The organism is Sorangiineae bacterium MSr11367 (genome assembly GCA_037157805.1).
GTDB lineage: Bacteria > Myxococcota_A > Polyangia > Polyangiales > Polyangiaceae > Pendulispora > Pendulispora rubella.
The window spans coordinates 2,035,729-2,060,233 of sequence record CP089983.1 but is presented as its reverse complement, the minus strand read 5'-3'; the positions used below and the strand labels follow the sequence as shown (position 1 = coordinate 2,060,233).

General features: G+C 64.9%; 18 protein-coding genes. 8 read left to right on the top strand and 10 right to left on the bottom strand.

Annotated elements, in window-relative coordinates; all coding sequences use genetic code 11:
• Positions 1–16: 16 nt before the first annotated feature.
• The 4 genes from mutS to LVJ94_08045 form a co-directional block, all read right to left on the bottom strand.
• Positions 17–2,671: a DNA mismatch repair protein MutS gene (gene mutS / locus LVJ94_08060; GenBank protein WXB07189.1), complete on the bottom strand. Its 2,655-nt coding sequence runs from the start codon at positions 2,669–2,671 to the stop codon at positions 17–19.
• 42 nt (positions 2,672–2,713) lie between these two features.
• Positions 2,714–5,974 (bottom strand): hypothetical protein, encoded by a 3,261-nt coding sequence (locus tag LVJ94_08055; GenBank protein WXB07188.1) that lies wholly within the window; start codon positions 5,972–5,974, stop codon positions 2,714–2,716.
• Positions 5,975–6,006: 32 nt separating this feature from the next.
• Positions 6,007–7,821 (bottom strand): hypothetical protein, encoded by a 1,815-nt coding sequence (locus LVJ94_08050; protein ID WXB07187.1) that lies wholly within the window; start codon positions 7,819–7,821, stop codon positions 6,007–6,009.
• A gap of 140 nt (positions 7,822–7,961) precedes the next feature.
• The gene (locus LVJ94_08045) at positions 7,962–8,129 is read right to left on the bottom strand and encodes a hypothetical protein (GenBank protein ID WXB07186.1); all 168 of its coding nucleotides are present in this window, start codon (positions 8,127–8,129) and stop codon (positions 7,962–7,964) included.
• Between the two features lie 114 nt (positions 8,130–8,243).
• On the opposite strand from LVJ94_08045, the gene LVJ94_08040 reads away from it, so the two are divergent.
• The 6 genes from LVJ94_08040 (at position 8,244) to LVJ94_08015 (ending at position 15,978) form a co-directional block, all read left to right on the top strand.
• Positions 8,244–9,683: a DUF4350 domain-containing protein gene (locus tag LVJ94_08040; GenBank protein WXB07185.1), complete on the top strand. Its 1,440-nt coding sequence runs from the start codon at positions 8,244–8,246 to the stop codon at positions 9,681–9,683.
• On the top strand, positions 9,680–10,660 hold the full coding sequence (locus tag LVJ94_08035; GenBank protein ID WXB07184.1) for a MoxR family ATPase: 981 nt from the start codon (positions 9,680–9,682) through the stop codon (positions 10,658–10,660). The genes LVJ94_08040 and LVJ94_08035 overlap by 4 nt, the downstream gene beginning before the upstream one ends.
• A 200-nt stretch (positions 10,661–10,860) precedes the next feature.
• Positions 10,861–12,057, top strand: a complete 1,197-nt coding sequence (locus tag LVJ94_08030) for a M28 family peptidase (GenBank protein WXB07183.1) — start codon at positions 10,861–10,863, stop codon at positions 12,055–12,057.
• Positions 12,058–12,160: 103 nt separating this feature from the next.
• Positions 12,161–13,267, top strand: coding sequence for a hypothetical protein (locus LVJ94_08025; protein ID WXB07182.1), 1,107 nt, complete (start codon positions 12,161–12,163; stop codon positions 13,265–13,267).
• Between the two features lie 59 nt (positions 13,268–13,326).
• Positions 13,327–15,369, top strand: coding sequence for an alpha-galactosidase (locus LVJ94_08020; GenBank protein WXB07181.1), 2,043 nt, complete (start codon positions 13,327–13,329; stop codon positions 15,367–15,369).
• A gap of 27 nt (positions 15,370–15,396) precedes the next feature.
• Positions 15,397–15,978: a Uma2 family endonuclease gene (locus tag LVJ94_08015; protein ID WXB07180.1), complete on the top strand. Its 582-nt coding sequence runs from the start codon at positions 15,397–15,399 to the stop codon at positions 15,976–15,978.
• Here LVJ94_08015 and LVJ94_08010 read toward each other — a convergent pair whose 3' ends face one another.
• Positions 15,979–17,883, bottom strand: coding sequence for a Xaa-Pro dipeptidyl-peptidase (locus LVJ94_08010; protein ID WXB07179.1), 1,905 nt, complete (start codon positions 17,881–17,883; stop codon positions 15,979–15,981).
• Between the two features lie 389 nt (positions 17,884–18,272).
• On the opposite strand from LVJ94_08010, the gene LVJ94_08005 reads away from it, so the two are divergent.
• Positions 18,273–18,827, top strand: a complete 555-nt coding sequence (locus LVJ94_08005) for a GNAT family N-acetyltransferase (protein WXB07178.1) — start codon at positions 18,273–18,275, stop codon at positions 18,825–18,827.
• A 36-nt stretch (positions 18,828–18,863) separates the two neighbouring features.
• On the opposite strand, the gene LVJ94_08000 is transcribed toward LVJ94_08005, so the two are convergent.
• Positions 18,864–20,156, bottom strand: a complete 1,293-nt coding sequence (locus tag LVJ94_08000; GenBank protein ID WXB07177.1) for a PQQ-dependent sugar dehydrogenase — start codon at positions 20,154–20,156, stop codon at positions 18,864–18,866.
• A 173-nt stretch (positions 20,157–20,329) separates the two neighbouring features.
• Positions 20,330–20,737: a nuclear transport factor 2 family protein gene (locus tag LVJ94_07995; GenBank protein WXB07176.1), complete on the bottom strand. Its 408-nt coding sequence runs from the start codon at positions 20,735–20,737 to the stop codon at positions 20,330–20,332.
• An 80-nt stretch (positions 20,738–20,817) separates the two neighbouring features.
• Between LVJ94_07995 and LVJ94_07990 the strand changes: the two genes are divergently transcribed.
• Positions 20,818–21,408 (top strand): TetR/AcrR family transcriptional regulator, encoded by a 591-nt coding sequence (locus tag LVJ94_07990; GenBank protein ID WXB07175.1) that lies wholly within the window; start codon positions 20,818–20,820, stop codon positions 21,406–21,408.
• Here the strand turns inward: LVJ94_07990 and LVJ94_07985 are convergent.
• The 3 genes from LVJ94_07985 to LVJ94_07975 all read right to left on the bottom strand — a co-directional run bounded on the left by LVJ94_07985 (position 21,405) and on the right by LVJ94_07975 (position 24,505).
• Positions 21,405–22,319, bottom strand: a complete 915-nt coding sequence (locus LVJ94_07985) for a hypothetical protein (GenBank protein ID WXB07174.1) — start codon at positions 22,317–22,319, stop codon at positions 21,405–21,407. The two genes, LVJ94_07990 and LVJ94_07985, sit on opposite strands and share 4 nt — an antisense overlap.
• A 14-nt stretch (positions 22,320–22,333) precedes the next feature.
• A complete protein-coding gene (locus LVJ94_07980) occupies positions 22,334–23,779 on the bottom strand; it encodes a serine/threonine protein kinase (GenBank protein ID WXB07173.1) in 1,446 nt (481 codons plus the stop codon).
• Positions 23,780–23,962: 183 nt separating this feature from the next.
• Positions 23,963–24,505 carry a hypothetical protein gene (locus tag LVJ94_07975; protein ID WXB07172.1) on the bottom strand — a complete coding sequence of 181 codons (543 nt, stop codon included), beginning with the start codon at positions 24,503–24,505 and terminating at the stop codon, positions 23,963–23,965.

Genomic DNA, 24,505 nt, shown 5'->3' with positions numbered 1-24,505 from the left:
CTTCAACGATTGTGTGTCATGACGTGATTTGCTTTTTCCACGTGGCAATGAGCTGGAGCGCCTCCAGAGGGGTCAGACGATCCGCGTCGAGAGTGCGCAAAGTTTCCATGAGCTCACGGGCCGCCTTTTCCTCGGGGGTCTCGGCGCGGGCATCGGGGCCCGGGTCGAAGAGCCCCAACTGCGAACGCGGGGTCTTGTCGCGTCGCCGCAGAGAAGCGTGGGCGCCGCTCGGAAGCGGAGCACCACGTTCCAGATCGGCCAGCAGGGTGCGGGCGCGGGCGAGGACGATCTCGGGGATGCCGGCAAGGCGCGCGCAGGCCACGCCGTAGCTGCGGGAGGCGGCGCCGCGCTGCAATTTGTGGAGGAAGATGAGCGTGCCCTCGTGTTCGCGCGCGGAGACGCTGAAGTTCTCGCTGCCCGGGCGCGTGGCGCTCAGCTCCGTGAGCTCGTGGTAGTGCGTGGCGAACATCGAACGGCAGCCGATGACGTCGTGCAGGTGCTCGGCCACGGCCCACGCGATGGAGAGGCCATCGTAGGTGCTCGTGCCGCGGCCGATCTCGTCGAGGACCACCAGCGAACGACGGGTGGCGCGGCGCAGCACGTTGGCCGTTTCCTTCATCTCCACCATGAAGGTGCTATCGCCCTTGGCCAAGTTGTCGCTCGCCCCGACGCGCGTGAGCACGCGATCAACGACGCCGATCTGCGCGCGCCGCGCGGGGACGAAGGACCCCGCCTGCGCGAGGATGACGATGAGGGCCACCTGGCGCATCAAGGTCGATTTGCCGGCCATGTTCGGGCCGGTGACCAGCCAGAGGCGCTCGCCCGCGGCATCCAGCGCGACGTCGTTGGGGACGAAGCGCCCGGCGGCGGCGAGCTTTTCGACGACCGGGTGGCGACCGTCTTCGATGATCAGGCGCAGCGAGTCGTCCATCTCGGGGCGCGCGAAGTCGTCGCGGTGGGCGACCTCCGCCAGCGAGCTCGCCACGTCCCACTCGGCGAGCTTCGCAGCCACGGCGCGAAGGCGCTCCACGTGGCCCGAGAGGAAGCGCAGAACCTTGGCGAGAAGCTCGGTCTCCCGCGCCATGCAGCGCTCCTCGGCGTGCGCGAGCTTGTCGGCCAGCTCGTCGAGTTCGTCGCAGGTGAATCGCTCGGCGTTGGCCACCGTTTGCTTGCGCCGCCACGACTTGGGGGCCTTGCTCGTGTGCGAGCGCGTCACCTCGACGTACCAGCCGAACACGCGCGTGAAACGCAGTTTGAGGCTGGGGATCTGCACATCCTCGCGCAGGCGTGTTTCGAGCTCCACGATGAGCCGCTGACCGTCTTTGGCCAGTGTGCGTACTTCGTCGAGCGCCTTGTCGTAGCCGGTGCGGATCACCCCACCGTCGCTCGCGCGCACGGGTGCATCCGGATCGATGGCGCGCGATAGCTTCGTGCAAAGGTCCTCGCACGCGTCGATCCAAGGGGCATCTTTCTCGATGCCCAACGCCTCGCGAGCGCTCAGGTCGGGGCACGACGATAGCGCGTGACCCAGGGAGGGCAGCGCCTCCAGCGAGCGGCCGAGGGCCACGAGATCCCGCGGGTTCGCGCGGCCGACGGCGAGCTTCATGGCCAGGCGCTCGATGTCCGAGACGCGCCCGAGGAGCGAGCGCACCTCGCTGCGAAGCCCGGGCTGCGTGACGAAGAGCTCCACGGCATCGTGCCGGCGGCGGATCTCCGCCACCTGCGTGCGCGGCGCGAGCAGCCGGCGGCGGAGCAGGCGGGCACCGGGCCCCGTCTTCGTCTCGTCGATCTGCGCGAGCAAGGAGCCGCGCGCGTCGCCGTCCATCGTGCGCACCAGCTCGAGGTGCGCTTGCGTGGAATCGTCGAGCAACAGCGTCTCGCTCAATTCGTACACGGCGAGGCGGGCGACCTGCGGCTTCTGCCCCGCCTCGCACTCGCGCGCCACGCCGAGGCAGCGCGCCGCCGCACGGCGCGCGGGCGCGGAAGCACCGGAGGCCTCCGCCTCGCCCTTCCCCAAGACGGCATCGAGCGTCGCCGTCGCCGTGTCATCGTCCAGCGCACTCGCTTGACGGCGAATGACCGCGCGGGGACGGAGCTGCGCGAAGGCATCCGCCACGGCCTCTGCACCGGCACCGATGAGGAGCTCCCGCGCGTCGAGCCGCACCAATTCGCCGACGGCGCCTTCGGGATCCTGCGCCTCGCATGCGGAGAGCTCGCCGGTGGAAATGTCCATCGCCGCGATACCGAAGCGCCCCGCCGACTCCTCGATGGCCACGAGGTACAGGTTGGTGCGCGCATCCAGCGCGCTGTCGTCGTAGACGATGGCCGGGGTCACCACGCGGACGACCTCGCGCGGGACGATACCTTTGACCTTCGACGGGTCGGCCATCTGCTCGCAGATGGCGACCTTGAAGCCCTTGTCGAGCAGCCGCTGGATGTAGTTGCCCGCCGCGTGGTACGGCACACCGCACATCGGGATCTCGTCCGCGGCGCCTTTGTTGCGGCTGGTCAGCGTGAGCTCGAGCGCGCCCGCAGCCACCACGGCGTCCTGCAAGAAGAGCTCGTAAAAGTCCCCGAGGCGAAAGAACAGAAGTGCGTCTTTGTGCTGCTCTTTCGCCGTCAGGTATTGCCGCATCAAAGGCGTGGCGGCCGGATCCTGCTGCTTAGCCATCGACACCGAAATACGCGTGCCGACGGCTGCCGTAAACCCCGATCAGAAGTACGGGCTGTGCGCCAAGGTCACGGTGTTCAAATCGAACAGCATGAGGCCCTGCGACGCGCCATCGACCACGGCCAACTGCTGGAACGCCTCGACGAAACGCATCGACTGCGGGCTGACCGACGTCGTCGAGCCTGCCAGATTGAGCGTGTAGTTGGTGTACCCGCCCCGGGTGGTGAAACCCCACCGCCCGTCGCGGATCGGCGGGACGTCGATCGGTCCCGTGTTGTTCGGGCCGGCCTGCGTGCCATTGTAAATGCCGAAGCTCAGGGACGGATTGCGCATCACCAGCGGACTATTCCGGTCGATGAGCGGCACGGCGTCCTGATTTTCGCGGAGCGTGGTGCACAGGCCATTTTCCTGCTGCTTGCAGGGAAACGGCAATGCGGGCACGCGCGAATTGAGAAGCTGGTCGCGCGTGGCGCACGACTGCACGCAGGCGCCGCTCGCATCTTTGACGATGTGATGCAAATATCCAACGCTGCTGCCGATGGCGACCCACTGGCCGCCGGTGCGGACGCGGAAGTGCGCTTGGTTGTGGAAGCAGCACTGCATCCTGCGCAGAGGGACCGGGTTGAAGTTCGAGCCACGTTCGATGACGCGGCGCCCGATGTCCGGGGTGCCTCCCCCCGCCGGATACGAGTACGCGCCCAGCACGAGGTGGTCGTCGTATGCCTCCAGAATGGGGAAATCGCGGAATGCGCTGGGCGTGATTTCGTCCGAGAAGTTGCGGTAGTTCGCCACGCACGCGTCGTGGCGGGCCACGGCGACCGACCGCGGGGCCCGGTCGCCCGATTGAGCGAGGTCACCGTCCCAGCACGAGTTGTTCTGCTCCCAGTACGGATCGGAGACGTCCAGAATGTCGTCCGTGACCTGCACGTAGTCGGTCATGTGCTGCTCGAGCGGCACGGCCGGCGTGAGCAACCCCGCCTGCGCGATCGCCGGCGTGAGCACCGCCGCACGCTGCGAGCTCACGCGCGCATCTTCCACGCCTTTGCGGCAGAAGAGCGCCGCCGGCTGCGACAACGTCATCGTCGTGTAGCTACTATCGGTCGGCGCCAGCGTGCCCTGGAATCCATCCATGCTGGGAAGGACGCCCTCGTAGGACACCGCCCAGTCTTGGTCGAAGTGCACCTCCGGCGACTCGAACGAGAAGCGAATGCCCGGAATGGCCACCTGGCTGTCGACCGACGACCCGCCGTCCGGATTCGGAAAGCGCTGATCGGGATAGCCGGTGCTCGTCGGCACGAGGAGCGGGTTGGCCCGCCCCTCGAGACCGAGCGTCTGCAGCGTGTTCCCGTTCACGAGAAGCTGCGGGCGCGCTTCCAAGGTCGGCACATGGCCCGAGCCCGTCGTATCGGTGGTGAAGCCGTCGGTGGTGACGTAGCGAAGTCGGTACTGCGAGCGCGCACGGTTGGGCGCGGCCATCGGGAAGAAAAGCTCGTTGCTCTGGCCCCGCACGCTGACCGGCGCTTCGTAGGGCCCTGTCCCGCCGGTCGCGGCCTGCGCGGGCGTGATGGAGCTGTTGGGGATGCCCATGTCGGAGGGGCGCCGGCACGGCGAATCCCAGTCGTCGACGTCGACCGTCACCATGCGACCGTTGGTCAACGTCACGAAGGCGAAAATGCCGCGCAACCGCGAAGGACCGAGGAGCAAACCGGGGTCCTGGTTCAGCGCATCCTCCCGGAAGAGAGTCCCGGGATCGAAGTCTCCCGCGTCCGGACTGGAGATCGCACGCGAGTTGGGGTTGCACAACGCGCCGCGCACACCGGCGGTCATCAACGTGCCGTCGGTCGGATTGCGCGGTGAAAAGTCGTGGCGCACGAACGTCAGCGCCGCCACGGGCACGCCGAAGGAAATGCGGTCCTCGATCTGGAACGGATTCACCTCGGGATGCGGGCGAGAAAGAGGAACGTGGGACGACGTCGCCGGATCGGTGACGTCGAACACCATGATGCTCCCATCTTTGCGATCGACCGCGTAGAGGTACTTCTTGAACTCGCGCGTGGGCGGGCTGATGGCAATCTGCCCCACGGTGATTTCCCGCTCCGGGTTGAGCTTGCTGGTCGCGACCAGCGGCGGCAACTCCTTGGGGCTCCCCGGCACGGAGAGATCCATCACGTGGATGATCGGCAACGCGCCATCGGCCACGTAGAGCAGCTGCCCATCGCGTGCAGCGTACGCGCCGAACGGCTCGGACTCCGAGACCGACGGAATCGGAAACTCGGGACCGGCATCGCCCGCAGGCCCTGCGTCACCCGCATCTTGAGCGCCCGCGTCGCCGCCACCACCGGGCGCAGGCGCCGCGCACCCCAACGCCGGGGGCAACGCGTTTCCTGCGTCGCCGGCCGGATTGCGGATGCCATCGTCCCACTGCGGACCGGCCTTCCACGTCGCCGGCACATCGCCGGACAACTCGATGGCGCTGGTGATGGGGCACTCCTGCAGCGCGCCCGGTTCGAGGCGCGGGCCCGGCGTCGGCTCGAGGCGGTCGTCGAGCAGGCCGCCCGCATCGCCTGGCGGCGTCGCCGGATCGGCACCGCGCAGAAACGGCTTGGGATCCAGCGTGATGAGCTTCGCCGATTTGCCGGCTTCGCCCGGCAGAACGACGGCAATCTCGTACTGCGATTCCGGCGGCCCCGCATCGGTGCCACCGTCGTTGTTCGTGTTTCGCGCGATGATGGACACGGCGCCCGGCTTCTGCGGCAACGCGCACACCGGCCAGGTGGTGAGCTTCGGAATGGGACGCGTGCCCGCGGCCGGCAGCCCCCGACCCTGCTGCGAATCACCCAAGATCTCGCGGTTGGCGATGCCGTAGATGGCCGGCTTGTTCGGCTCCGCGGCCGCCACGAAGGTCATCTTTCCATCTGGCGATACGGCGACGTCGGTGGGCTGTGCCCCAATGGGCAGGAAGTTGATGCCCGGCGTCTGCCGGTCGACGTCCACGACGACGCCCTCGGTGAGGTCGACCACCGCCAACTCACCGCGCGTGAACTGGGTCACCAGCGCGAAGAGGTGCCAGTTGATGAACGTCCCATCGACATCGCGCGGAACGGGCGGGCAGTTCCCCGGCACCGTGGGCTGCGCGGGAATCGCACGGATGGTGTTCGGGTCGTCCGTGGCCAAACGGCCGTAGACGCGCATGCACACGAAGTCGACCTGCCGCGCCAACTCGAACGTGCGCACGTTGACCTGGTTCGCGTTCTGCGAGCAGCTGGAAACGGATATGGCGAGCAGCCCCGCCACGAGAGCCATCCCCAGACCAACGAAAGCTACTTTGCGCGACATCAGTTCGAACCTTTCGGCGCCGTTGGCGTTCCCAACGTGTAGACGACGGTCTCGAAGGTCGCGTTGAGCGGTTGGCCGGTGACCGGGCTCTTGGGACGGGAATTATCGAGGTCGATCACTTGAACGAAGGAATTGGTGAAGCTTGCGACGTACGCGAAGCTGTAACGACGAAGCGGAGAAGCTGCAAAAAGAGGGTCGTTCTGACGGGCGTCGACGGGGACGGGCTTGCGAAGGGCCACGTCGTTCATGTCGAACGGGTCGAACGCCATGGCAAACGGCCCGGTGCCGACGCGGATGACGTTCTCGATCTGCTCCGTCGCGGGGTCGTAGACGAAGATGGTCGCCGAGTCGAAGCAGACGATGAACAGGCGGAGCGCGTAGTTTCCTTGGCGATCGACGATGGGCGCCAGGTACACGCGTGAGGCCCCCACGGTGAGCGGGATGTTCGCGTAAATCGAGATGTCGTCGGGGTTGTACCCGCCCTCCGTCGTCACCGAGCCCACTTGCCCAATGAGCACGGTCGCGGGCGAGCGATTCGCGACGTACGCGCGCGCCGGAAGCTGCGCGCACTTCGTTTTGTCCCCGCCGGGCTGCGCCTTGCACGCGATGCGCTGCGTGTTGTCGATGGCGATGCCGCGGGAGTCCACACCGGACGGATTCGCGAAGAGCGAAATGGTGGCCTCGCCCTGCAGGTACGGACGGTACTGCGGGGTGGACGATGTCTGGCCGTCGTCGTCGTAGTAACGAATCCGATCGAGGCGCGGGAGAAAGCGACTCGTCTGCCAGAACGCAGGACGCGGCATTTTGGTGCAATCGCCTGCGTACGCGTCCACATCGTGCGGGATGGCTGCGATGCCATTGCCGCCGATGGTGATGTTCTCCGCCACGAACTGCAGGGCCGGATTCGACGGCGCGGCGGCATCGGGCGTCTTGGGCGGCGCCGGGCGCGGGCAGCCATCGCCCTGCCCCGGCAGCGTTTGGAGCCCCGTCGAGAAGAGGCTCGTCTTCGTGTCGTTCTGGTGGGTGATGGCGATGGCCGTGCCATCTTCCGTCTGCGCGATGCCGAACGGCTCACCGGGCATCGTAATTTTCCGGTTGTTGCCGTCTTCGTTCGGGTTGTTGCCGGCGCGATGGGCCGCATCGCAGCGTGCCCCCCGACCGGGCGCCAGCGAGGGAGCCCCGATGCATCGCAACTGAAACGGCTCGAACGACGTGTCGCCGGGCGGGAGATCCGGGGCCGCAACCGCGGGATCGTCCGCGGCAACGTCGACCCACGTGAGCGAGGCATCGCTGCGCATCGGCATGAAGAGGCGCCGGCCGCCCGTCGGCTGACCATCGAGGGTCGCCTTCGAGAGCTGCAGATCCGTGGCGAACGCGCCGATCGTGACCGAGTCGTGGAAATACGCCTCGGAGTGCATGGGCGGCGCGCAGATGCGACCCACCGGGATGCGGTTGCCGTTCGCGTCGATCTCCGGGCCTCCCGGGAAGGTGCCGTCCGGCTTGCAGAAAAACGTCGGCTTGTGGTCCTCGACGTACGGCAGGTTCGGGAAGTTCCGCTGTTCCTGGCCCGGATCCCAGTTCAGCATGACGCCGATGTCGTGGCGAAGCTTGAACAAGTCGTAAGACTGAAGGGTGCCTCCGCTCCACTGGAGGTCGAAGTCCGAGTTGACGGCGTAAAGCACGTTTCCCCCGGTCGATACGGCAAGCCCTACAGGAAAGTACAGTTGGTTGGAGGGAGGAGAGCTGCCATTTCCCCCGCCGGAATAGCAGGCGCAGAGGCTGACAGCGGCCGCCCCCATAAGACGGCGCAGCATTTCGGCGGGAGCCTAGTACGGCGCGCGCTCCCTGCGCACAGGATTAATCTCTTCCGCGACCGGACCGTCGGAAGCATCCTCTTCTGCCGTGGGGCCCGCTCCCTAAGGAAGCTCGCGACGCCCGGCGCCGCGATGGCCCCTCAAATGTCGAGGATGATCACCCCGCGATTGGCCTCATCGTCCGGTACTTCGTAGCGCGGGCGTGGGCGTGGAGGCATGACCGGTAGCTCGAGCTGTGGTTGCTCGTAGCGTGCGCGTTCTTCCTCTTCTCGTTTGCGAATTTGCTCGATGATGAAAGGGGGGAGCATCGGACCTCCTCCTGTTTCAGACGAACCAGCGTTGCGAGGACTCCTCAAGTAAATTGTTAGCAACCTGGGTGCCATGGTCAAGAGAACGCCAACCTGAGATAATCTGGTCAACTCATGACGAGCCGCGCCAATGCGGGCATCATTTCGCACACCCGGAAGCTAGGACCGCGATCGCACGTCGTCCAGCGCGCAGGATTTTACGCGTTTTTCCGGCTCATTCTCGCGGTATTCGCCCTGCTCGTGGCGCGCGGCGCTCACGCGGCAGACGCGGCGGGCGCTCATCCGTTCGACATCGCCGGCACCGATTGGGAAGGCGCGGCCGAGTTCGTCCAGCTCGCACGTCACGAGCTTGGCGACGCGCGCATCATGGCGACGGAACGCATCGATCTCACGCACTTACGGCCCGAGGACAGCCTCGTTCTCCTCCACCCCGAGAGGACGCTCGATGTGGGCTCGCTCGCTCGCTTCATGCGCGCGGGCGGCCGCGTCATTTTGCTCGATGACTACGGGCGGGCCGATGCTCTTCTGCGGCATTTCGGTATGGAGCGCGTGGCAACGCCACGCCACCCCGCCGACAGCGTTCGCAATGATGCCGAGCTGCCCATCGCCGAACCAGCCGGTCCGCACCCGGTGGTGGCGGACGTGCGGCGGGTCGTGACGAATCACCCAACCGGCGTGAAACACCCCGATCTTTCGCCCATCCTCAAGGTGCGCGGGCAAGGCGAACCCGATGTGCTCGTGGCCGTCGCTGGCGCGGTGGGCCAGGGCCGGCTACTCGTGGTCGGCGATCCGTCCATCGTGATGAACTCGATGCTGCGTTACGCGGACAACCGCGGCTTCGCGCGCGCACTGGTGCGGTATGCCGGCGAGGATGACACGTGGGGGAAGCGCGGCGGGCACGTGTACATCGCCGCGGGCGACTTTGCGCAAGACGGGGCATTCGGGGCGGACGATTCTCTGTTCACCGACCTCGGCGGGCGCCTGAGGGGGCTGGAAGATGCACTTGCCACTGTCCGGCACGAAGGCTTTCCCCCCTGGGCTCTCTACGCGGTGGCGGTTCTCGTCGGGCTTGGCGTGGTCATCTGGGTCGGCGCCAACGCCGGCCGGATCCATCGCCCGTTGGTGCCGCGTTTCACGCGACCGATCCCACTCATTGCGCAAGGCGGTGTTGCGGGACGCGCAGCCATGCTCGCCGCACCGCAGACGTCGCGCGCGCTGGCGATGCTCGAGCTAAAGAGCGCGCTCGAGGAGGAGGCGTGTGGTCTTCTTCACCTCGACCAGGTCCCCGGCCACGACGTTCTGCTGGAGCAGCTCGCCGACGCGAAGCTTCTCCCGCCCGAATCCATCAAGGAACTGAGGCAGTTGCTCCACCGCATGGCCCAGGTCGAAACATTGGTACTATCCCGTAGCGCCTCGGCCATGAGTAAGATAACCGACAACGACGTAATGACGGCCGCCCAGACGATCCGCAGTCTTCTCGAACGTGCCCGCACGCGCGCCAGAACGAACATGAACGCGCCCTCCCTCGAGGCCGAAGGCTCGGTGCTCCTGTGACGGCGGCCAACGTCGTCGCCACGACCAACGAGATCGCGCCGGCCAAGGAACGGATCGACGAGCTTCGTCGGGAGGTTGCCCGCGCGTACATCGGCACGTCGCGTTCCCTCGATGCGATGCTCGTGGCGCTTCTCGCCAAGGGCCACGTGTTGCTCGAAGGCGTCCCAGGTGTCGCGAAGACCACACTGGTCAAAGCCTTCGCCACCGCGTTGGGCTGCTCCGCGCGGCGCATCCAGTTCACGCCGGACCTTTTGCCGGCGGACATCACCGGTACGTACGTGCTCTCGCCGAAGGATGGCACCTTCACGTTGCGCGCGGGGCCGGTGTTCGCCAACGTCGTGTTGGCCGACGAGATCAACCGCGCGCCGGCCAAGACGCAGTCGGCGCTGCTCGAGGCGATGCAGGAGGGGCAGGTCACCATCGAGGGCGATCGCTTCGAGCTGCCTCGGCCCTTCTTGGTGCTCGCCACGCAGAACCCCATCGATCTGGAGGGGACCTACCCGCTGCCTGAAGCGCAGATCGACCGCTTCTTGGTGCGCGTCTCCATGGGCTACCCGCAGCCGCGCGAAGAGTCGCAGATGGTTCGCACCTACGGCGTGGAAGCGCCCACCGTGCACCCCGTGCTCAATCCGGAGGACATGTCGGCCCTGCAGGCAACGTGCGCGCGCATCCACGTCGAGGACGATCTGTTCGACTATGCGGTGGGCATCACCGGCTTCACGCGCACGCATCCGCGCGTGGCCTTGGGTGCAAGCCCGCGCGCCACGCTCGGTCTCGTGCAGGCTTCCAAAGCGTACGCGTTGCTCAATGGGCGCGCGTTCGTGACGCCCGACGACGTGCGCGCGGTGGCCCCCAATGTGTTGGCGCATCGCCTCGTGCTCACGGCCGACGCCGAGCATGAGCCGAAAATGCGTCAACATGTCATCGACGAGGCTTTGTCGAAGGTGGGATACCGCCGCGGTGTGCGCGCCGTATAACGCGAAATAAAGCGGGATTCATTCGACGCGCGCGTTCGAGCCAAAGCTCGACCGAGAGCTCGGGTTGTCATCAATGTCACATCACGGTCTATTTCGATGGACCGTGCGCGAACAATCTCGATAATTGCGCGACTGTTCAATCGGCGAAGCCCACTCGTCGTCAGACAAAAAGCCAACTCTCTCCATTTCGGAGGTTCCCAATGAGACAACACGCGGTGGTTCTCACCTCGCTGATCGGTTTGGCGCTATGGGCTTGCAGCGACGCGAGCAATTTGCGAGAGGCGCCTGGCGCCGAGGAAACGAGCACGGGCGAATCCAATTCGAGCCTAGCCGGTCCCAATGAGGCAATCCTCGCCGACGACGATCCCATGGAGCATCTGAATTACCTCGCGAGTGACGCACTGCGTGGACGCAATGCCCCCTCGGCGGATTTCGACAAGGCGGCTACGTACGTTACGAATCTCGCAAAGAAGTACAATTTGGTCGGCCCGAACCCGGGCGATTCGAACGGAGCGTACGCGCAATCGTTCCAGCAGGGCTCATTGGCATCGCAATCGGCGAAGGAGCACGTTCACGGTGACGATGCGCAGGATCCGGCGTCGTACGGCGTTTCGCTCTTCGAGCACGGCTTCTACATCGATCCGAAATCGCCGTCGGCGGAAGCGCGTTCTTTGGCTGCGCAGCCCGACGTGGTGCTCGCGGGCAATACGCACAACGTGCTGGCGAAGCTCGAAGGCACCGGCGCCAAAAAGGCCGAGGTCATCGTGGCCATGGCGCACCTCGACCACCTCGGCGTGGCCTCGGGCGGCGCCGTGTACAATGGAGCCGACGACAATGGATCGGGCAGCGCCGTTCTCGCGTCGCTGGTTCCGTTGCTTGCGCAGGCAAAGGCCAATGGGCAGTTGAATCGGTCGATTCTCTTCTTCTGGACGGCGGCCGAGGAAGATGGCCTCGTCGGGTCGAAGTACTTCGTCGATCATCCCATTTCCGGCATTGGGCTGTCGCAGATTGTCGGCGTCGTGAACATGGATATGGTCGGCCGCTGGGACGATCAACGCATCAGCATCATCGACACCAAATCGAATGGATCGACGAGCTACCTGTCCGGCCTTCTCACGCAGGCAAACAATGCGCTCTCCGATCCGTTCGATCGCATCAACAAGGATATCAACTCGTACGCGCGGCGTCAGGATGGCGCCTCGTTCTACGACAAGGGCGAGGATGTGCTGTTCGTCTTCGAGGGGCTGAGCAATCCGTCGGGCGGCGGCAGCCTCAATGCCGATTACCACCGCACCACGGACGACGTATCGAAGATCGTCTCGGAAAACGGCGGCAGGAAACTAAGCCGCGTGCGCGACTTGTTGAACAATCTGCTCAAGCTGGCCGCGAACCGCTGATTCATTCGTCGAACGTACGAATCGCGACATCGTGACGTAATGGCCGGCCGCCTGCAACCGAGGCGGTCGGCCTGCGTCTCATTGCCATACGAGGTGGCATACGATGATCGAACGAACGTATTTGGGGCTTCTTTTCGTACTGTTCGCGGGGTGCGCAGACGCCGGTGGACACGTTGCAAAGCATGAATCCGCGGACAATCTGACGCGGACTGCAGCGGCCCTGCCGCGGTTGATCGTCGCGAGCAAGAGCGGTGTCCGCATCTGGGATGATGCGACGAACATCGGCTCCGACGTTCCGCCGAGCGCCACGCTGGCGGGAATCGACGGACAGCCGAATGGCGTCGCGGTCGATGGAGACACGTTGCTCGTCACGTCGAGCGGCGCGTCGTCGGCCGTGCATCGGTTCGCGGGTGCCTCCACCCTCGCCGATGGCGCGCTTCCCGAGAGCACCGTGCCGACGAGCGCCTTCGGTGGAACGCTGCATGCGGACAACACCGAGGTCGATGGGCGCGGGAGCTTGTGGATCCAGAGCGGCCTCCGCATCCAGGTTCTTCCGCGCAACGCCACGGCGCCCCGCGCGAGCTTCACGCACCCCTCGGCAAACCTCGAGGGGATGGCCTACGACGAGGCCACCGACACGCTTTTCAGCGGACAAGGTGAAGGCGAAGGACTTCTCGCCTTCGGCCAAGCCTCCTCGCGAACGGGGGAAGTGACCCGCGATTACGTGGTGGTCCCTCGGACCCTGTGGCACTTGAAAATCGCCGGCGGGCGTCTTTTTGCCAGCTCGTATTCGAGCCCGGTGCGCATCTGGAACGACATTTCGGCGGTGACCGGCCCCAAGGCGCCGGACCTGGAGATCGCGGGCCTCTGCGACGAAGGCGGCGTGCACGGCGAGATCCGCTATTTGACCGTGCAAAATGACACGCTGGTGGTGCTCCACCAGGCGTGGATCAACAACGCGTTGGTCGAAAAGGCGTGCATCTTTCGCGATGCCCACGCCCTGACGGGTCTACGCGCCCCCGATGCCGTGGCGCGCGGTCTGGACTCCACGGTCTACTACGACAAGGCGCAGCTCACGCAGGATGGGCACCTTTTCGTGCGCGACGAGACCGGCATCGTCGTGTTCAAGGACGCGACGACGGCGCCGGTGCTCGTGACGCGCCTCACCCGCGGCACGACCGACGCCGTCGATTTCGAGGTGCTGGAGTAGTCGATTCGTTTTGGGTCTTCACAAGAGAAAGGAAACAAACGAAAGTAAACGAAAGACCCATGACACGACGACTCAGGCCTGTTCTGGCAACGGTGGGGATGGCGCTCGCGGGATGTGCCATGGCGGCGACGACGTCGTCGCGCGCCACGTCGTTGGAGGTCACCGAGACCGGGAATCTGCTCACGGTAGGGCCGTCGCGCGCAGCGCCGGCCTTCGAGGTGGCCATCCAGCGCTCGCCGTTTCGCCTCGTGACGCGGCGTCATGGGAAGACGGTGCTGCAGACGACGGCGGCCGAGCCCGCGGCCATCGATTTCGATACGGCATCGGGCCTCGTCGGAACCACGAACGTGCGCGACGTGACCTGGCAGGACGGTGCCGTGTCCATCGAGGTGGATACGACGGATGCGCGGCGCGGCGTGCTCGTGCGGCTCGCGCCGCAAGACGATGGCTACCGGCTCACCGCCCACGTGGCGGGGGAAAAACCGCAGTGGCTCGCGCTGCACTACGATATGCCCGCCTCGGGCCATTGGTACGGGCACGGGGAAACGAAGACGCGAAACGGTGGACCGTACACCGAGCAGGCGTGGCCGCTGGACCGGCCGGGGGAGCTCGGCGGGCGGCCGCTGGATACGGCGTTCGCGCCGGCGTCGTACAACATGGTGGAGCCATTTTGGTTCACGCAGTCCTCGGCGGGATTCGCGATGCACACGACACAGCTGATGACCGTGTCGATGGGCGCCTACCAGGACAAGGTGGCCGGCTTCGCGGTGCACGAGACGGACAGCCTCGATACGAGCGTCTTCGTCGGGCATACCCCGCGCGACGTGTTCGGCGACTACATCGAATTGGCGGGAAAGCCCGCCGAAAGCGACGCCACGGATGTCCAATACGAGAAAACCGTGTGGAACTCGTGGGGGCAGTTCTATGCCGACGTGACGCAGAAGGATTTTCTCGATTGGGCGCAAAAGATCCACGAGGCGGACATTCCGAGCCACACCATGAGCCTCGATGACGGGTGGATGAGCCATTATGGCGACTTCACCTTCAACGAGAAATTCCCCGATCCCAAAGCGATGGCCGACCGGATCCACGGCATGGGGTACCACTTTGGACTGTGGGTCACTTTGTGGATCAACCTCGACGCGGACAATTATCAATTGGCCACGAACCGCGGTTACCTGTTGAAATCGAAGGACGACCCGAACGTGCCATGCACGGTGACGTGGTGGAACGGTAAGGCGGGTATCGTCGATCTGGCCAATCCCGAGGCACGCGATTGGTACCTCGGGGAGCTTCACACGCTGGAGCGGTCCTTGGGCGTGGACGGCTTCAAATTCGATACGCGCTTTTTCGACGAGCGGTGTGCGCCGCGTACGCCGGATTTGACCATGCGCGATTACCAGCGATTGGGCGCGGACATGGCACGCGGGTTCGACCTGCAAGGAATGGGCATTCGCACCCATTGGACCGGGGCGCAGCGCGATGGTTTCGTCATTCGGCAAATTGACAAAGGGACGGGGTGGGATTCCCTACGTTCGTCGGTGACGCAGAATCTCGCGCTGGCTACGGTGGGGTATCCCTTCTTGGAGACGGACATGATTGGCGGCTCGCTGGATCAGCCCCCACCGAGCAAGCAGGTGCTCGTGCGGTGGGCGCAGGCCGCGGCGGCGATGCCCTTGCTCTATTCGTCCACGTCGCCGCGCGGCTACGACGAGGAGACGGTGCGCCTTTACCGTGAGGCGGTGCGCCTGCACGGGCGGCTCTTGCCGTACATTCTCAAGCAGAAAGACCGCGCCATCGCGGAGGGCGAGCCCATGATGAAGCCGCTCTTTTTCGAGTTCCCGCACGACACGGCCGCCTACGAGATCACCGATGAATGGCTGCTCGGCGATTCCCTGCTCGCCGCGCCCGTGGTGGCCGACGCCCAGACGCGCAACGTGCACCTCCCCGAGGGCACCTGGTTCGACGTCGCCCAGCGCCGCGAGGTGCACGGCCCCATCGATCTGCGCGACTACCCGGCGGACATGGGCACCTTGCCGCTGTTCGTGCGCCTCGGCACAGCCGATGAAGCGACGCTGCGGAGGGCCGTGAGCGGGCTCTAGCCCAGCGTATGCTATATTGTCGAGCCTATGGCGGCTCCTGCAACGAAGCGTGCAACCTATGCGGATCTGGAGGCGGTCCCGTCACACTACGTCGCGGAAATCATCCGCGGAACCCTCCACGTGCACCCGCGCCCCTCGCCGAAGCATGCACGGGCGGGGTCCATGCTCGGCGGCGTGCTGAGCGGTCCATTCGATCGCGGAATCGACGGTCCTGGAGGTTGGTGGATCCTCGACGAGCCCGAACTTCACTTGCTCCAGGGAGAAGAAGTCCTCGTCCCCGACATCGCGGGCTGGCGTGTCGAGCGGATGCCAGAGCTCCCTGAAACAGCGTACTTCTCGATTCCACCGGATTGGGTCTGTGAGGTTCTCTCGCCCTCGACCGCGGCCATCGATCGCGTCGACAAGATGCCCATCTATGCCGAGGCCGGTGTGGATCATGCTTGGCTGGTCGACCCGATTCTCCAGACGGTCGAAGTCTTTCGACGCGAGGGGAGCCAACGGCTCCTGCTTCGCACCTTCAAAGGAGATCGCGCCATTCGAGCGGAACCCTTCGAGGCCATCGAGATCCCGTTGGGCGCCCTTTGGGGGGCGCCCGTTCGGAAAGGGTGACTACTCCAAGCCGCTGGCCACCGGCAGGATGACGCTGCTGCCCTGCAGGGTGACGTCGACCTTGCCCGCTTGGGCGTCGACGCTGACGTACTGGTAGTCGTTGGCCGTGACCACCACGCCGATGCGATGGCCTGCGGGGAAGATCCAGTCCTTGGGATGCATCTCCCACTCGACTTGGTAGCTCTCGCCCGGCGTGACGGCGCTCGCCGTGACGATGGACTCGCGGTTCTTCAAGTCGATGGCGCCTTTGGAAACGATGCGCGCGCTGGTGGTGACCATCACGTCTTGCTTGGGGGCCGCGCACCCGGTCTTGTTGGCGAGATCGGCCAGGCTGCACGGCATGGCCATGAGCTCACCGTACGAAAAATCGAGCGGCGCGGCGCTGGTGGATTCCCCGTAGTCGACCAACAGTGCGGTGACCGGGGTGCTGGCGGTGTCCGACGTGACGGCGGCGCGCACGCGGACCGTGCCCGAGATGCGCACCGGATTCGCCAATACGGGGCCGGCATACGCGAGGCGGTAGGCGCGGACTTCCTCCGGCTTGGTCACGATGGCGGTCTCGGTTTGCGACGAGCTGTTGGTCAGCGATTGCGTCGCCGTTGACGTTTCGGGCGTCGACTGCAAGGTGCCGGTCAGCCCTTCGCCGGCCGGACCGAAATAGAGCGACACGTCGTGGGTTCCCGGCTCGGGCCAACCCGCGTACGTCTCCCAGACGTTGCCGGGACGCTGGATGGTGGCCATCGGCTCCTCCATCACGCCATTTTCGATGCCGTAAAGCCAATGATCCATCCAGTGGTGCATGGCCTTTTTCCACTCGTCGGGGCGGAGGCTCACCGGATCGACGTGCGCATTGGCATGCAGCCACACCTTGCGCGGGATGTTGCGCTCTTGGATGAGCGACCAAAATTTGCCAAAATGACGCGTCTTGACGTTCCAATCTTCCAAGCCGTGGACGGCGAAGACAGCCGCCTTCACATTGTCGATATTTTTGCGGTAATCGCGCTCTTCCCAGAACGGCGTGTAATCGAAGGTGTCGTCGCTTGCATTGTCGCCCAGGCGGGCCACGGCGGCGGCGCACACCGATTCCTGCGACGAGCTGATGACGTATTTGGCCAGCCACTCGGGATATCGCTTGTCCCAGCCATTCGCGTAGCCGATTCCCTGATCGCGCGTATAGTCGTACCAGCTCGAAATGGCCGCAATGGGGACGATGGTCTTCAATCCCTCGACACCGGTCGACGCCACGGCAATGGGCAAGGTGCCATTGTACGAAACACCGAGCATCCCCACGGAGCCCGTGCTCCACGAGGCCACCGCCTCGGTGCCGTCGGCGTGGTAGCCTTTGACGCGGCCGTTGAGCCAATCGATGGAGGCTTTGATGGAGGCCGTATCCTCTTTTCCGCCGGTGGTGGGGCAGCCCTTGGAACGGGCCGTGCCCTGCATCTCCACCTCGACCACGGCGTAGCCGCGCGGGACGAAGAATTCGTCGTACCATCGGCCAAAACCGCGCGGTGCGGACGCGCCAGGCACCTGCCGGCCGTCGAGTGACCTATTGGCACGAAGTGCGCTGGGGGCGTCGCTGTAATAAGGACTCGCCTCCATGACCGTCGCCGCCTTGAGACCTTCGTCCGTCTCCTTCGGACGCATCACGTCGAGGGCGATGAGGTCCGGTTTTCCGTCAGCGTCACTATCGATGGGTGCCTCGACGTAAATGACCTCGCGAATGGCAGCTTCGTACGAATAAACGGGCTGCGTTTCATTGTTTTCCACGACGATGGCGGGGCTTTGCAATGCGCTCGTTTTCGAGAGTGGATTTTCCTCCCCCGAATTCGAACTGCATCCGACTGCGCCCACGACGCCAGCTAGACCAAAGGCGAAGCTCTTCGCCGAAGTTCGAAATGTCATGCGCGGCACCGTAACGCAACATTCAATAGCTTGTCACGGTCCTCGAAAGTCCGTCTCAGTCGAGCAGCGGCAGCGCGACAAGCCCGGCGGGGCCGGCGCCCTTGTCCGTCACTCGAGCGAGGATCGCCAGGCGTGATGGCGTTAATTTCCTTGTGAAACACACATCGCGCCGGTCCCGCCGGTTTCGTCCCGCTGCCGCCATCCTCGCACAGCGGAGACGTAAGACGGTTACGAGCTATTGAAGGTCACCTTGCCAAATTTCGTACGCGACGTTTTCCTATTTTCGGTAGCGAATCATTTTTTGGATGCGCGTGTTGCCATGTTTCCAAATTGTTGCCTTGCGTCAGGCGCGATACGCGCCAGGGACGATGTGCTATCGTCCACGTCAAATGTATCCGCTCACTCTGGAGACCCCTCGCCTCGTCCTTCGCGAATTCCAAGACGCCGACCACGTCGACGTGAATGTCTACGAACGCGATCCCGAGGTCGTTCGCTACCAAGGCTTCGACGCGACGCTCTCCGTGGACGAAACCCTGGAACGCATCCGCAAAGTGCGGGCCGACACGCTGGCCAGCACCCCGCGCACGTTGTTCGAACTGGCCGTGGTGACGCGGAGCGACCAAACCGTCATTGGCAAGGTAGGTCTGCACGTCCGCCGCCCCGAGCACCGCGAGGCCGAGATATGGTACTGCTTTCGGCGCGCCGCCTGGGGACAGGGTTATGCGCTGGAGGCCATGCGCCCGCTGGTCGATTTCGGCTTTGGCGAGCTGCAATTGCACCGGCTCTTCGCCGATGCGGATCCGCGCAACGTCCCCTCCCAGCGGCTGGCGGAAAAGCTAGGAATGAAGCATGAAGGCCACATCCGCGAGAACTGGTTTCTCAAAGGGGAGTGGTGCGACTCGTATCTGTACGGCCTCCTCGCCCGAGAATGGAAAACCGCGTAATTCCCGGGGCGAGGAGGCTGCGTTCGTTCGTCGCGCTTACTGGCGGTAGCCTACCTTGAAGACTCGGCCGCCCGAGTCGTCGGAGAAGTAAACCGCGCCATCGGGCCCTTGGCGCACGTCGACCGGGCGTGCGTCCCAGGTGCCCTGTTGCAGACCGCCCGACGCATTCTTCTGGCCCACGATGGGCTTCACGGAGACGATTTTGCCGTTCTCGAAGTGGGCTTGCGCCAGGAGCCGCCCGGTGGCCGGCGAGCGGTTCCACGATCCGTGGACGGCGATGATCAGATCATTGGCATAGGGGAGCGAGCTGCCCGTGTACTGAATGAGTCCGAGCGGCGCCCAATGTCCCTGCATGGCAAATGCCGGCGGATGCACGTTTGCCGGGTTTTGGCACCAGGCGTCGTTGCGGTTGTGGGAGAACGTTTGGTCGGCCCATTGCGTGCCGGGCCCCTTGCCGCCGGCGATCTTGTATTCCGTGTAGCAGTAGGGGTAGCCGTAGAACTTCGACCCCGAGCCGTCGAGCAGGTTGATCTTCTCGGCCGGGTTCTCGTTGTGAATGTCGCCGCCGAAATCCGGATCGTTCAGATTGTCGCGACCATTTTCGACGCCCCAGAGGCGATCTTGCGAGTCAAAGGCGAGGCCATTCTCGTTGCGCAAGCCCTTGGCCACGACCTCGCCGGCCGAATAGTCGATGCCTCCCGAAGGAATACTTGCAGGAATGGCGAAACGTCGCACCTGCGCCCGTGTATCCAAAAGCTGCTGCGACGTGTCGACGTTGGCGTTGGAGCCCACGTTCACGTAGAGGCGGCCCGTGGAGTCGAACACCAGGGTGCGTGCAGAGTGACCGCCGGTCGGAATGTTCTTCACCACGACCTGCGCCGAACCCGTGGCCGTTCGGCTGCCATTGTAGGCCCAGCGATAAATGGTCGACCCGCTCGAGGCATAGAGGAACTTGGCGTCGCGCGAGAAGGCGATGCCGTGATTGAGGCCTGAAGCGGTCGCAAACGTACCTTTCTCGTTGGAGTCACTTTGGCCGTTCTTATTGTCGTCCCACAACACGGTCACACTTCCGTTGTTGACGAACAAATCGCCATTTGGCGCGAACGCAATTTGACGCGCGCCGCCAAGACCGGTGGCATAGACGTAGACGCACAGTTTGGGATCCGCGACCCACGCGTCGTACGGGGAAGAGCCGGTACAATTTGCGAGTGCGGCTTCGTTGTCGACGAGATTCTCCGTCGCGTCATTCGAATCGGCGACGTTGGAGTCCGATGAACTGCATGCTGCGAGGGCGAGCAAAATGCTCGTGGGCACGACAAGCAATCGCATGGCTATTTCCCCTTCCCCCCCATGCTTTATGGTCAGGTGGGATCGGCCTATACTATGCCGGCTCGCCGAGCGATCGGTCCATGGCAGCAGAACAAAGACTTCAGTGGCATCCACGCGCACGTCCGCGCCGGTTACCGTCCGTATTGGAGGTGCGCGCGTTGTGGATTGGGCATCTACACTGACCAAGATGCCGTATCGGTGATTTGCTTCAGCGAGACGATGGCATTGTCGCGGATATCCAGAATATGCGCAAACACGGCCCGGATGGGTCCGCCACCGCCCTTGCGTAGGCCGCTCCCGCAATAGTGTCCCAAAACGACAATCCGCGACGCGTCCGCGCGAATGAACTCTCCCGGGATGGGCCGCACGGCGTACTCGGCGGCGATGGTCCCCCACACGCGGAGCATGTGCTGACGGTCGGGAACGGCGCCGCCCACCGCCATAGGCATTCCGTCGCTCACGTAACCGGTGAAGTCGGGATGGAGGAGCGCGAAGAGCGCGGCGCCGTCTCCGCGGCGAAAGGCCTCGTAGAGCCGGTGGGCCACGGAGAGCGGATCCAGGGTCGGGCTCGGGTCGTTCATGGGGTGCAGCCTTTCTAGAGCGTCTGCTTCATTAATTAGAGCACTTGCTCTAATACGTCAAGGCGGCTACGCTGGATGGCGTGGGACGGAGCGAAATTCACGCGGCAGACGACATTTTGGATGCCGCACGCGACATCTTGCTGGAGCGCGGGGTGAGCGCCGCCACCACCCGCGCCATTGCGGACGCGGCGGGGGCGCCCTCGGGCTCGATTTACCATCGGTTCGGGTCGCGCGACGGCGTGCTCGCACACATGTGGATCCGGGCCGTTCGTCGCTCGCAACGCGTCTTTCTCGATGCATTGAGTACGCAGGAGGATCCACGGGAGGCCGCGGTGGCGGCGGCGCTGTCCATTTTCGACTTTGCGCGCGATTGCCGGAAGGACGCGCAAATTGCGGCGCTTTTCCGGCGGGAAGATTTGATGCGCGAGGCCCCCACCGATCTGGCGGAGACATTGCGCGCGCTGAATGAGCCGGTTCTTCGCGCCGTGCGCCGGCTCGGTGCGGACATCGCGAGCGCATCCGCACCGCTCGATGCGGTACTTCTCGCGGTGATCGATCTACCGTACGGCGCCGTGCGGCGCTATCTCGTCCGGGGGCATGCTCCGCCTCCGGTTCTGCGCCCCGCCCTGGAATCCGCGGTTCGGGCAGTGCTTCAATCGGTCACGAGCTAGAACGCCGTCTCGTAGCCCGCCAGCCAACCGCCGCCGCGGGTGGGCGCGATCACCGCATGGTTCAAAAGGGGCGCGCCGCCAGAGCGCGGGCCAGCAGGCTCCTTGGGATGCGTGAAGTATAGAACGGCTGCGACACCGATGGCCGCAACGCCAAGTCCAAGGGAGATATCCGAAATCGTGAACTTCGTTTTCACCGCATCGATGTCCGACTGCGCGCAAGAGTGGGTTCGGCCACAGGTCGAGTCCAAATCGGAATAATCGGAGCGACCGCGCAGGCCGAAGAACGCGGCACTCCCCAGGGCAACGAGGCCCACGCCGCCAACGACGTACGCGGCGATCGGCGCGGAGCGTTTGGGCGACGACACGGGAGACGCGTCGGACGCGGGTGCCAGAGGAGGTTCGGTGGTGGCCGATTGGAATTTCGCCACGAGAGCGCGTCCTTTCTGGCGCTCGTAAATGACGATATTGTCCTCGACGGGCGGCATGCTGGGGACGCCCGTGTACTCGTAGCGAAGCCGGTGCGGTCCCGGATCGATGGTCACTTCCGTGCCGGAAAGGCGCTCGAGAAATGGCTGCCCGTCGACCGACACGCGCACGTCGACCAGATCGTTGCCGGCGGCGTTGATGGCGGTCACCACCACGGTGGGCATGCGTGACTCCACGTCGGCCAGCCACGTGCCGCAATCCTTGGCGATGGCCCCCGGACACGACGAGTTGGCACACGAGAGGAATCGCGCCCGGGCATCGCGCAGCTTGCCTTCGTCTCGAAGGGATTGGCCTTCGTCCGCACCGTCGATGCACGCGTCCTTGGTGGACGGCGTGGGCGCTGCGTGCAGCGTGCCCGTCGAAGCGACGCTGGCAGAGAGGAGCGCCGTGGACAGTAGCAGCGGCAGGGCTCCACGCGTGGGCATGTGCGCTCGTTTGGTCAGAAGCATTCGCGCTTGTATCGCTTTCTTCCCGCGGAATCGAAGTAGTAAGGAGGGGTGCATGCCGCCGGCGGAGGAGCGGCAGAGGACTTGGGAGCCGCACTCCGCACGATCTTCGCCGACGGGGCGTCTGCGGTCGCCGGCATCGCGGGCGAGCTCGCACTCGGTTCCGATGCCGGCAGCTCCATCACGGTATCCGAGGGGGTGCTCGCAGATGGCGGCGTAGCACGTTTCGACGCGACCGCGGGCTGCGTTGGACCACGCCACGCCGCGATGATGAGGATGACGAGCACGGGAACGGCCACCACGGCGAGCACGACGAGCCTCTTCACGCGGCCCCTCCGGGCCACCATGGTGCGCCACGGCCCGGAAGGGTCTGCCGGCTCTCCCTCGGAAAAGGGAATGGCACTCGTTGCCGCGGAGAGAGATGGCTCCTCCGCGACGATCCCACGTGCGGACGACGGCGGGATCCCATGCGACGCGCTGGAATGGGGGCTCCGTTGCTCGATGGCCTGGACCTTCCGATGGCGGTCCATCAGCTGCGGCCCCGCGACACGCTCCATCCACTGGCCTACCTGATGCGTCGTGGCGATGCGCCCGAACGCGCGTTCCAACGCGACCGCCATCTGGAGGGCCGTGGGAAAGCGATCGCGCGGCTCGCGCGATAGCCCGCGCAACACCACGTCGTCCACGGCCTTGGAGATCTCGGGCGCGTAGCGGCTCGGCGGCGATACATCGTCGAGGAGCACTTTGTTGAGTACGTCGGCCTCGCTCGTTCCCGAGAAGAGGCGATGCCCCGTGAGCGCTTCCCACAGGCAAACGGACGCCGCGTAGACGTCCGCGAGGCGCGTCGCCGGCTCGCCCATTAGTTGCTCGGGGGCCATGTACGGGAGCTTTCCCTTGATCTCGCCCTGCCGCGTGGTGTGCAGACTTCCGGCGGCTTTGGCGATGCCGAAATCGAGCACGCGGGCCGCACCGTCGACGCCCACGAGGACGTTGTGCGGCGACACATCGCGATGAACGATGGCAAGCGGCTGCCCGTGCTCGTCGCGGGCCTCGTGGGCCGCATGGAGACCTTGGAGCGCGCCGGAAAGAATGGCCGCGGCGACCTGCGGCGGAATGCGCTGCTTCTTCGCAGCTTCGCCCTTGATGAGGAGCGAAAGCGATTCACCGTGCACGTATTCCATGACGACGAACAGCTCTCCCTCGGTCGACAGCACGTCGAGCGTGGGGACCACGTTCGGATGACGAATGAGCGCGGCGAGTCGCGCCTCGTCGAGGAACATGGACACGAACTCGGGATCGCGCGCAAACTGCTTGTGGAGGCGCTTGATGGCCACGGTCCGCGAGAATCCACTGTCGCCGTGCAGTCGGCCAAAATGAATCGTCGCCATGCCTCCCGTGGCGATCTCCCCGTGCAGCGCGTAGCGCCCAAGCAGTCGCACGGACTCGTCCATCAGCCCAATCTGCCCCGCCATCACGCAGGGGAGATTATCGCATTCCTCGCCTCGTACAGAGGATTCGACAGAATACGTTGCAGGCGCATGCGTCTTTATCGCACTTTGACTTGGATATGACTCGATGTCGTGGGCAGTCGGCCTCGGCGTCCAGGCGACACCCTCGAGCCACTATTTCAAATCGACGACGATATCGTCGTAACGCACCTGCCACGCCGCAGCCGCCGGATACGTCTCGCCAATTCCGAGGTGCAATTCGGGCGGGCGAGGCGTACTCCACTCAGGCGAAGCGAGGCCTCGGTCGACGACAAGGATGGGCCCCGTTCCTGCATCGAGGGTCACCGAGAGGCGCGGAGGATTCCCCGCAATGCGAACTTCGATACGAGGCCATGCCCCCGGTCCAACCGGGGGTATGCGGTCGGACGGAAAGGGGTATTCGCCCACTTGCGTGGCTTGCTGGAACTCGACGACGAATGCCCGATCGCGGCCAAGCAACAAGGAAACGTAGTGCCAGTCCCCCACGATGGAATCGCCCGCGCCGGCGAGGAATACCGGAACGGCTTCGCCCGCGGCGAACTTCTCGACTTGAATATTGGCCGCAAATCGGATGTCCGACGGTCCCCCGCCCGCCACGACCTCATTGAATAGTTTGGACATATACGCGCGGCGCACGTCACCGCCACTGGCGGCGGGAATGCTGGCGACGAGGGCCAA